The sequence below is a fragment of the Winogradskyella sp. 4-2091 genome, assembly GCF_045765065.1.
Lineage (GTDB): Bacteria > Bacteroidota > Bacteroidia > Flavobacteriales > Flavobacteriaceae > Winogradskyella.
This window is the reverse complement of sequence record NZ_JBJKOD010000036.1, coordinates 1-2352: the sequence shown is the minus strand read 5'-3', so window position 1 is coordinate 2352 and position 2352 is coordinate 1. Positions and strand designations below refer to the sequence as shown.

Genomic DNA, 2352 nt, shown 5'->3' with positions numbered 1-2352 from the left:
AAAACACCTAATATGGTATATAAATTATCAGCTTAATTCAATTTTAACCTGTAGCCATATTTCAGGACAAGACATTTAAGAAAAACCCGTGAAATACATTAAACTGACTTTAATTTTACTTTTTTTTAGTTCGTGTTCAACGAATAAATCCGTAATTGGTTTATATGGAAAATGCGGAAAAAGTTACCTTGCTTGCACTCAAATTGAACTGAAATCGGACAAAACATTTGAGTATTTTATTTTTATGGATGTTGGTGGCGGAACTGTAGTCAAAGGAAATTGGGAACAAATATCTACTGACAGTATAAAACTGAACACATTTGAACAACCAAAAAATGCAAGTACGACTTATAGCGGAAAAATAAATCCTGACCGAATTGAGAATATCAAAATTACAATCCGAGATTTGGAATTACCTCTTGCAGCTGCGTTCATTGTAGTGAATGACCAAAACGAAGGAAAAGCAGCAGACGTGAATGGAATTGCGGAATTAGAAAGTCAAGAAATTAAGACTATTACCTATCATTATTTAGGGCAAAAAGAAACAATAGAAATCGATAATCCGAATTATAACGAAATAGAAATTATTGTGAGAGATTTGGACTTAAACGCTGTTCCGAGATTTTTGACAGATAAAATAATGGTTTTGAATAACGGAAAATTGTTTTTTAACGATGGATATTCATTAAAGAAAACCCACTTGAAAAACATACAATGGAAATAAAAAACGAACGCACAACACCGTATATAATTTATTGCTAGTTCTAGCCTACTTACGAAAGTCCTCGCGGACTTTCGTTGTCCGTAATTATTTACTAAATTAGTTGCTTGAAACACGCAACAAATCATATACAAACACGTTAGCTTTAATTCGAATGAAGAACATAGACAAACAGCTATTTTTAAAACATTTTATCCCGACTGAAATAGAACGGAAAAGAAAAGTTTTGTTTGAAAATGGTTCTTCAATAACAACTAAATATAAATCTGAATTCAAATATTACGTGAAATATTTTCCTGGAAATTATGCGGACTATTATTCGCCTGAATTTATTTTTAAAACGGAAAATGATTTGAAAATAATCCCAATTTCGAATTTCTATACTTTTCTTTTTATCCCAATAGCCTTGGTCATTTTGAATTATTTTGAAAATGTAGAATTAGAAAACATTTGGACTATTTTAATTGCACTAATTGGATTTATAATATTTGTACAATTACTTCTGATTATTCCAAGCATTATGAATATAAGAAAACGAGTGAATGAAAAACAAAAAACTAAAGCTAACAATGTATAAAAATAATTGCTCAATTTTGGGCTTAACTAAAGGTCGTTGCAAGTTTACTACGTCTGATTTTCCTGCGGAAAATCCTCGCACGTAAACCCGCAACTATTCTTATACGAGAACGTTAGCCACAAGTTAAATGATACATCCAAAATACAAAAATTGAAAACTCAATCTATATTAAATTAAATCAAAATATAATTATGTTAATAGGCAAATTTAATGAAGGTACTCAAAAACACGAATATATAGAAGAACCTTTTAATGAAATATATGAAGCCATTAAGGCTGATGAACATTACAATAAACTTAATAATAAATCTCAGAATTTTTTAGATACCATTTGTGAATTTGAAACAAGATATGGACAGTTTGACCAAAATGATTTTGGATGGTTGGAAACTCAAGCAAAAATCAGTTCTTATTATATAAAATCCGATTTGGAGAGTTTCAAGAAACTAGGATATATATCTGAAAAAACGATGCTAGACGATAAGACAAGAAAGCCATATAAATCATTTCAACTAGGTTCTCAAAAGTTTCGTGATAAAATAACAACTAAAGAATGGAAAATCGAATTTTCAGAAATTAAAAGAAAGAGAAGAACTTATTTAAAGTTTAGATTAAACTCTGTAGTTGATTTAAAAAAATATAAAGGATGGACAGTTGAAGAAATTTTAAAAAAAGACCCAGAATATATAAAAAATGGATTGAAAATGAATGCATATATAATGAGTTTAACTACAATTGAAATCATTGAAAAACGATTTGGATTAGAGATACCTGACAGAATTAAAAATAGGCTGGAATTACAAAATGAATTACATAAGTTAGCGACTGGAGAATGAAAAACCTGTGGCTAACACCGTGTATAATTCATTGCTAGTTAAAGCCTACTTGCGAAAGTCCTCGCGGACTTTCTATTCGTAATTTATTTGCTAACTTTATTGCTTAAACACGCAACCAAATCATACACAAAACCGTTGTGAGCAATTTGGCTACGTTACCAAGATTTGGTATATTTGAGTAAAATATAGCCAAAATGGGAAAAAACACATCAATATCA

At 29.7% G+C, this 2352-nt stretch carries 3 protein-coding genes; all 3 read left to right on the top strand.

Going from position 1 to position 2352, the window contains the following annotated elements; translation table 11 throughout:
* The first annotated feature begins 88 nt into the window (after positions 1-88).
* The 3 genes from ACJBCC_RS17180 to ACJBCC_RS17170 all read left to right on the top strand — a co-directional run bounded on the left by ACJBCC_RS17180 (position 89) and on the right by ACJBCC_RS17170 (position 2134).
* Positions 89-724 (top strand): hypothetical protein, encoded by a 636-nt coding sequence (locus tag ACJBCC_RS17180; RefSeq protein ID WP_407557917.1) that lies wholly within the window; start codon positions 89-91, stop codon positions 722-724.
* Between the two features lie 151 nt (positions 725-875).
* Positions 876-1298 carry a hypothetical protein gene (locus ACJBCC_RS17175; RefSeq protein WP_407557916.1) on the top strand — a complete coding sequence of 141 codons (423 nt, stop codon included), beginning with the start codon at positions 876-878 and terminating at the stop codon, positions 1296-1298.
* Positions 1299-1489: 191 nt separating this feature from the next.
* Positions 1490-2134: a hypothetical protein gene (locus ACJBCC_RS17170; RefSeq protein ID WP_407557915.1), complete on the top strand. Its 645-nt coding sequence runs from the start codon at positions 1490-1492 to the stop codon at positions 2132-2134.
* Positions 2135-2352: the final 218 nt, after the last annotated feature.